The sequence below is a fragment of the Thermomicrobium sp. genome (assembly GCF_053493975.1).
Genome location: NZ_JBRBZA010000038.1, coordinates 1 through 6,878 on the forward strand (window position 1 = coordinate 1; position 6,878 = coordinate 6,878).

At 60.8% G+C, this 6,878-nt stretch carries 8 protein-coding genes; all 8 read right to left on the reverse strand.

The window, feature by feature from the left end; all coding sequences use genetic code 11:
- On the reverse strand, positions 1-214 hold a 214-nt coding region (gene cmr1 / locus ACWIVK_RS07055; RefSeq protein ID WP_448575939.1), incomplete at its 3' end, for a type III-B CRISPR module RAMP protein Cmr1.
- A gap of 49 nt (positions 215-263) precedes the next feature.
- The gene (locus ACWIVK_RS07060; RefSeq protein WP_448575940.1) at positions 264-692 is read right to left on the reverse strand and encodes a very short patch repair endonuclease; all 429 of its coding nucleotides are present in this window, start codon (positions 690-692) and stop codon (positions 264-266) included.
- A gap of 4 nt (positions 693-696) precedes the next feature.
- Positions 697-1,884, reverse strand: coding sequence for a DNA cytosine methyltransferase (locus ACWIVK_RS07065; RefSeq protein ID WP_448575941.1), 1,188 nt, complete (start codon positions 1,882-1,884; stop codon positions 697-699).
- A gap of 100 nt (positions 1,885-1,984) precedes the next feature.
- Positions 1,985-2,704 (reverse strand): DUF6339 family protein, encoded by a 720-nt coding sequence (locus ACWIVK_RS07070; RefSeq protein WP_448575942.1) that lies wholly within the window; start codon positions 2,702-2,704, stop codon positions 1,985-1,987.
- 18 nt (positions 2,705-2,722) lie between these two features.
- Positions 2,723-3,637 carry a hypothetical protein gene (locus tag ACWIVK_RS07075; protein ID WP_448575943.1) on the reverse strand — a complete coding sequence of 305 codons (915 nt, stop codon included), beginning with the start codon at positions 3,635-3,637 and terminating at the stop codon, positions 2,723-2,725.
- Positions 3,615-5,474, reverse strand: a complete 1,860-nt coding sequence (locus tag ACWIVK_RS07080; RefSeq protein ID WP_448575944.1) for a hypothetical protein — start codon at positions 5,472-5,474, stop codon at positions 3,615-3,617. The genes ACWIVK_RS07075 and ACWIVK_RS07080 overlap by 23 nt, the downstream gene beginning before the upstream one ends.
- A gap of 50 nt (positions 5,475-5,524) precedes the next feature.
- On the reverse strand, positions 5,525-6,331 hold the full coding sequence (locus tag ACWIVK_RS07085) for a S1C family serine protease (RefSeq protein WP_448575945.1): 807 nt from the start codon (positions 6,329-6,331) through the stop codon (positions 5,525-5,527).
- 9 nt (positions 6,332-6,340) lie between these two features.
- A partial coding sequence (locus ACWIVK_RS07090; protein ID WP_448575946.1) for a hypothetical protein occupies positions 6,341-6,878 on the reverse strand: 538 nt, incomplete at its 5' end.

The following is a 6,878-nucleotide window of genomic DNA, read 5'->3' on the forward strand; positions in this document are numbered from 1 at the left end:
CGGTCCCGTAGCAACCGCCGAGGAGTGCCCGGAGCCAGAAGCGGAGCGCGCCGCGGACGGAACTGGCGCGGAGCTCGGGGTCACCGCGCGGGTCCGCACCGCCGAGGAACAAGGGCGTCAACGTCTCGAGGGGGAGGCGGATGGAAGGGACTGTGTCGGACACGGTTTCCTCCTTCGCGAGCGCGATGAACATGACCGCAAGCGAACGGGACATCGCTGCATTGCGCAGTTCTCGGCAAGATAGTTAGCGCGACTCTGAGTGATCACGAATCGCCAAGCAGGGAAGCGGCAACACTATTTGGGTCACGGAGAACCTCACATTCCCAGACGACGCGGACTTCCCAGCCGAGTTGGCGCAATGCCTGCACTTTTCTCTCGTCACGCTTCACATTAGCCTCAAATTTCTTAGCCCAGTACTCCTGGTGGGTCTTCGGGAAAGTAGCTCGCTTACAACCAGGATGGCGATGCCAGTAGCAGCCATGGACGAACACTGCTAGGCGCCGATCAGGGAACACGATATCAGGAGTACCGGGCAGTGATCTGTCGTTGGTCGCAAAAACGGCTCCTCTCCGTTCGAGCGCCTCCTTCAAAGTGCGCTCGGCCCGGGTGTCCGCGCGTCGAACGGAACGCATGATTTTCGCACGGATCGGATCCCGTGCGGGGGGCGACTTAGGTTCCGTCACAGTGCACACCCAATCATCGGGTCAACAGCGTTTTGAGTACTGTCAGGACGACAGCATAGGCCAAAGGCGGCGGAACAGCATCGCCTATCCATTTCGCAAGTTGTGATCTGGCAGGAACGCGATCGCCCTCCCAAACGAAACGGAAGGAATCAGGAAATCCCTGGAGGCGAGCAGCCTCATGAGGTGTGAGCGTCCTCGGACGAGATGGGTGGACGAAGCGTCCACGACCCATGGAGGTGAAACCCGTCGTGATCGTGCCGGCAGGTTTGTCCCAAGACAACCTGCCGTAAACCGAGGGATAGGTGTGGCCGCCACGATGGCAGGGCGGTCGGAGATCATCGGGCAAATCGTAGGAGTGAGTTTCGAACAGGTAAGCTATCCTTCGCTCGTTTTCGGCCGAGTGCCGGGTGGGAATATCCAGGGGCGACTCCCCCGCATCCTCGAGATCCTCGATCGCCCAACGGACGTCGGGCGGAGGACTCTTGACGAGGCCCGCCAGCATGCGTTCGCACGGCTCGCTCAGCCGAGATGCCATGATGAACAGACGCCGCCGCGTCTGCGCGACGGCATAATCGCTCGCGTCGAGCACGCGAGACAACACGCGGTATCCAGCTGACTTCAGCGCCTCTTCGGCCGACTGGACGACCCGGCGCTCGTCTGCACGCGCCCCGGGGACATTTTCGATGACGACCGTCGAGGCTTCGAGCGCGATGGCGACAGCGACCGCATCGAGCACCAGCGTGTTGCGCGGATCCCTGCGTCGGGTTTTGTTGTTCAGATTGGAGTGCCCCTCGCACGGTGGTCCCGCGAGCAGCAGATCCACTCGCCCCGCCAGAGATCGCAGGCCTGGGTCCAAGAGCGACGAGCGATCGGGTATTTCCCCCCGGGCGAGCCGATGAACCGAGTACCCGATCAGGGTACCGACGTCACGATTGATCGTTCTGACGGGTTGGAGGTTTCGCGAGTAGACCTGCAGGCCAGCGGCGTCGATGTCGACCGCTGCCTCGAAAACCGGCAAGAGCCCCAGCGCGCGCGCGGCTTCGGCAGCTCCGAGAGAAAAACCGCCGCAACCGCAAAAGAGATCCACGATCCGCACCGGGAACTCGCTCTTACCGACGTTCGCTATACCACCTCGCAAATACGTTCGCCACCAGCGCATCCAGGGTTCCACATCGCTCCCGAGGCCGGACAGATCCTGCATGCGCGATCTGCTCTCCCGTCCACCGATCCTCAGCACCCTTTCGAGTATCCCTTCAGGATGTAGGTAGTAGGATTCTCTCTCTTCACCCATGACCGACCCGCTACCGATCCAGCTTGCCCGCTTCCTCGTGGATCAGTTCGAGCGCTTCTTCTTCGTCGAGGAACTCGAACACGACGTTGACGCGAAGGCGCCGGAGCCTCTTCGCCAGTTCTCTGATGCGATCGGTACTCAAGCGACCGCTCTCGTGGTTCTCGTACTGAAAGCGGACGAAAGCTTTGGCGAAGCTACGCGAAGCCGCGTAACCCTGGCGGAAAATGTGGCTGCGCCAAAAATCCTGATCGCCGCGTATCGCCAGACGATAGGGATCCTCTGGATAACGATGTGGGTCGAACGCTATTTCGCCACGCAACCATACCCGGTAGACGAAATTCTCGGCAAGACCCCCAATGCCGAAGTTTCTTTCGTCCACCCGTTCATTTTCGCGTCCATGTCTCAGCTTAATTATCTCGCGGAAGTGACAGACCGCCAACCAGCGCCAAAATCCGTCGTCGTAGAGGGGCGAGCGGTCCGCCATCGTGAGCTCGCTGATCGCGTTGTGGACGATCGGGACGGCTCGAGCCTCGAAGTGACCACCTCGCTCTCCACTCAGCCCTCGATTCGATGCTATCTCCTTCATCAGGAGAGACAGTCGCTCCACGCAAAGGCAGATCACGTTTTCGTCCAGCAGCGGGCCGCTCCCCTTCTCCTGGGTGGAAGGCATTTCTTTCTGCCCTTCCAAGTAGGCCAGTGCTTCTCGCTTTTCCAGGGTGTAATAGCGCATGCGGCACCTCGCGCATCGTCACGGCATCGTCGCGCTGAGTTCACGAAGGAGATCGTAAGCGGACTGAACGACAGCGCGGACAGTGGAATAGTCGTCGTTACGGGCCGCCTCTTCGAGCTTCCTGCGGCTGATCCGGGCCTTTCGCGCCAGTCGTTCGATAAGACGATCTAGATAGCTGTTTTCCGGAACCGCCTCGCCTTCCAGACTGCGCAATCCCCGATACACGATCTCAGCCAGAACTTCGACGGCGAACTCGCGCTGAAAGCGTCGATCCCGGGAGAGCGATCGAAAAAGATCCGCGTGGACGGCAACGAGAAGACCATCATCTAGTTTGGCCTGTTTTTCGAACAGGATAGTCTCGTCCCGCAAATCGAGCCAGAAAACCGTGTCACCTGGCAATCGCTCTCTCTCGAATCGCTCGCGAGTCCACAGGGTGATGGGGAAGTGGTCGCTACGCACTTTTGACCGGATCTCGAAGCGTTTTTGGGCAACCCAGTGTCCTTTTCGGAACGGTCGGCCCGGGAGGGCCGACGGGTCCGAGCGGGCAAGCAAGAGGTAGACCCGGATTTCGTCGACGCCTTGCCAGTGAATGTCTCGAGCACAGTCGAGCGAATACAAGTCGATTTCTTCAGGCACCTGATCGAGAGACGAGCTGTAGACCATGGTCGAACGGTGTATCGGACGCTCGCTCACGCAAACGGTGAGGAGCAATCGATCCCGAAGTTCAGGACATTCCTCGTCGATCGGTTCCGTGTGCAACACGACACGGAGTTGAGGAAAACACCCTCGGCCATTCTCGTCTGGCACCTCCAGCAAGGTGTCCCGCGTGTACGGTTGATCGGGGCTCAAACGAAGCTCGACATCGGCGAGCACCTCGTCGATGGTGAGTATAGGTCTGATCAGCCTGGTCTCAGTCCTTTGGAAGGCCGTCATCGCCTGCCTCCACTCGAACGCGCAGCTGGACGCTCCACTCAGACTCAAAGGATCCGCTCTCGAATATGACCTTGATGGGATGACGCTTGCTCAGCTGTATCCTTATCTGGTTTTCTGCCAAGACCTCCTGTTCTTCACAGATTAGGGTAACCGGTATCGCTTCGCGTTGCGTGCCGCCGCCCGTCGCACTCTTGAATTTTTCGATGGATCCCTCTTCAGCTATGAAAGCGTCAACGGACAAGACGGCAGACACAGCGTCGATTTTCGCTCTGTCCCCCAGTTCGAGCTCCACCTCCCCTTCGAATTTCGCCGAACCTTCTCCCACGATGACCGTACGAGGTCCGCGCGCAAACCGAATATGAATCGGATCCTGAGACTGAGCACCCGTTTCAGGTACACCTCCGGCGACCTTGAGCATCGAACCGAGCAAGCGCTCGAACTCTACCAACCTCCTCGTAGGATCGATAGGCGGCCGAGCCGTCTGGCAGAAATCACGATATTGTTGCTTTATCCGAGCCAAGACGCTCTCGACTACCTTCCCTGCGTCCCAGTCCTGAACCGATCGAACTCGTTGGGTTCGCGGGTCCCAGCGATCGTGGGAGGGCGGCTCGGACAGCTTCAAAAGGCGATCGATATCGTCAGCAGCTACGAAGACACCGACTACACCGAAGTCGAGCTGCTTCCTGGGCTCGAAATACTGAACGACCATCCTGGGTTTCCGCACGAGCGCGACGCGGCCTAACAATTTCGGCTCTTCGTGGTCGTCATCCAGCTGTTCAAACGGCAAGCGAACGAGCGCCAAACGACCCAGTTCGAGATTCCGAGATTTGTTGAACCTAACCGCACGTTGATGGTCACCTGCCGGCTCCGCAAGGCCGAGAGCCAAGCGATAGGCCTCCACGAAGTGTTTGACTTCTTCTCGGGAACGAGGCTCCGGAATCCGCTCGCGTTTTTGGAAATCGATCACCTTGACGTCGAGCGTCCCGTCCTCGATGCGGGGCCACCACCATTTCTCGATACCGTCCATCACGCTCTCTGGGGTCACATCGTCAGCGAGATCGAATATGAGAATGGACGTCCCTGCACTGTCTTCGCTACGCGAGTCGAATCCCAGTTTCACAGCGAGGGACTCAGCCTCGCTTCCTTCAATCGGCTCAGGGCCCGAGACATCCTCCTGGATTTTGCGACTCCTCGCTGCTCCGAACCAAGCCCAGCCGGTCCAAACGTCTTTGGCAAACTTGTGTTTTCTCAGATAAGCCGCTCCGATCAAACGCTTGTCAAGTCCGTTCTGGCTGCGGTAGACGGTGTAGCAGATGATCGTGTTCAACATGGAGCAGATAGCGAGGGCGCTCTTGCCGAAGCCGTACGAGCCCCCTGTTCCGAAGGCACTGTCTTTGTCCGTATTGCCGACGGAGAAGAGCAACTTGTGCATGTCGGAACTCGTATCGGTAGGGTCGCCGCGCAAACCTCTCGTACCGAAATCCTCGATCAAGAGCCCCCGGATCTTGTGCGGTCTCTCGCCTTGTGGCGAGATCGCGTTCAAGGGATGCAGGCCGAGATCACCGAAACCAGCGGATTCGATCCTCTTGGTGAACTCCGAACCTTTGCTCATGTCGAGCAGACTGAGAATCGACCTGTCGTATTCGATGAATCTGAAGCATATTCGAACCGCGTGCTGGCCACTCGATTCGTCAGCCGCGTCAACGGAGTTCTGAATGACCTCTCTTGCGAGAAGCTCTCCTGAAGGCATTCCGGTGTTGGCTAAGACATCGCGAACGGCCACTCCTGGAGCGAGGCCGATACCTCGTGCGACCTGAAAGTGCCACTTGCCAGCCACAGGTAGACCCTCCTTCCAAGCTCAAGCCGAGCGAAAACGTCGACCATTCGTCAAGCGCTGACCGTCGACACCACGCGTTCGATCTCTTCGATCGTGACCGCGAAGTTGACTCCCTGGGCGGGGATCTGGCCTGCCCAGGGGATCGATCCGACGGCGATCCCGACGACCCGACCCTGCACGTCCAGTACGGGCGCGCCGCTGATGCCGGGGTTCATCGCGGCATCGGTCTGCATGAACGCGATTCCGTCGAAGGTGCGGCGGGCGGAGAACACACCGCGGGTCACCGTGGGATCACCCAGGAGCAAATCGCCCAGCGGGTAGCCGAGTACGGTGAGGGCCGCGCCGAGCGGCAGTTCGCGCGTGCTACCGAGCGGGAGCGGGGTCACACCGGCGATGGCCGGCGCGGCCAGGACCGCCACATCCCGCTGGGTGTCGCGGGCGAGCACCGTCGTCGGATAGGCTGTTCCATCCGAGACGACCACCGTGACGCTGCTGGCACCCTCGACCACGTGCGCCGCGGTCACGATGAGCGTGCGCGTGGTTTCGCGCGCCCAGACGAAGCCGGACCCCTGGCCGCGCGTCGTGCGGATTTGTACCACGCTGCGAAGCGCTCGGTCAGGGTCAGAGAACGCCGCGTGCGGCGTGGTCACTGGGGAGGGAGCGACGCTCGGAGTCGCCAGCGGCGTCGCGGGCGGTGGGACGGTCGGGATGGGTGTCACCGTCAGGACCAGGTCCGGTGCGAGAGTCGGCAGGGGAGCCGCTGCCTGCCAGCGCGCCACCGCGAGTCCGCCCAAACTCGCGACCAGCAGCGCAGCCAGCACGACGGCGACGAGCAACAGCGCGTTCGCGCGCCCCATCGCTGCCTCCTAGAAGCCGAGTTGCGCGAGCAGCCGATCGCGCTGGGCGAAGAGCTGATCGAGACGCTGCTTGCTCGCTTGAGCGCGACGGGCAGCATTGTCGAAGGCCAGGCGGTTACCGAGATAGTACGCATCCTGCATCTCGAGCACTGCAGTCGCGAACCGGCCAAACTCCCGGTTGATCTCCTCATCGAGGATCACGACCTGAAGGAGGATCGCGCTCTCTTCCTCGGCTGTCTCGGCCCGTTGTTGCTGCCGCGTCGCCTCTTCGCGCACCTGGCTGAGCTGGCGACTCTGCTCTTCGACCTGACCGGTCAGTTCCTGGATCCGCTTTTCCTGCGCGGCGTTGGTCGCCGCGAGCTCGTTCAGGCGCGCCTGCAGGCGATCCCGCTCGCCGGTCAGCTGATCACGCTCGGTCGCCAACTGGTCGCGCTCACCGGTGAGGGACTGCACTTGCGCCTGGAAATCGCGGTTGGCCTGGGAGAGTGCAGTCACCTGCTCGGCGAGAGCACGCTCGCGGGCGTGGCGGCGATCGAGCTCGACGGAC

Bases quoted from the DNA above. Each gene is read 5' to 3' on its own strand.
- ACWIVK_RS07065 (WP_448575941.1), bottom strand. From the start codon at position 1,884: ATGCAGGATCTGTCCGGCCTCGGGAGCGATGTGGAACCCTGGATGCGC.
- ACWIVK_RS07070 (WP_448575942.1), bottom strand. From the start codon at position 2,704: ATGCGCTATTACACCCTGGAAAAGCGAGAAGCACTGGCCTACTTGGAA.
- ACWIVK_RS07075 (WP_448575943.1), bottom strand. From the start codon at position 3,637: ATGACGGCCTTCCAAAGGACTGAGACCAGGCTGATCAGACCTATACTC.
- ACWIVK_RS07085 (WP_448575945.1), bottom strand. From the start codon at position 6,331: ATGGGGCGCGCGAACGCGCTGTTGCTCGTCGCCGTCGTGCTGGCTGCG.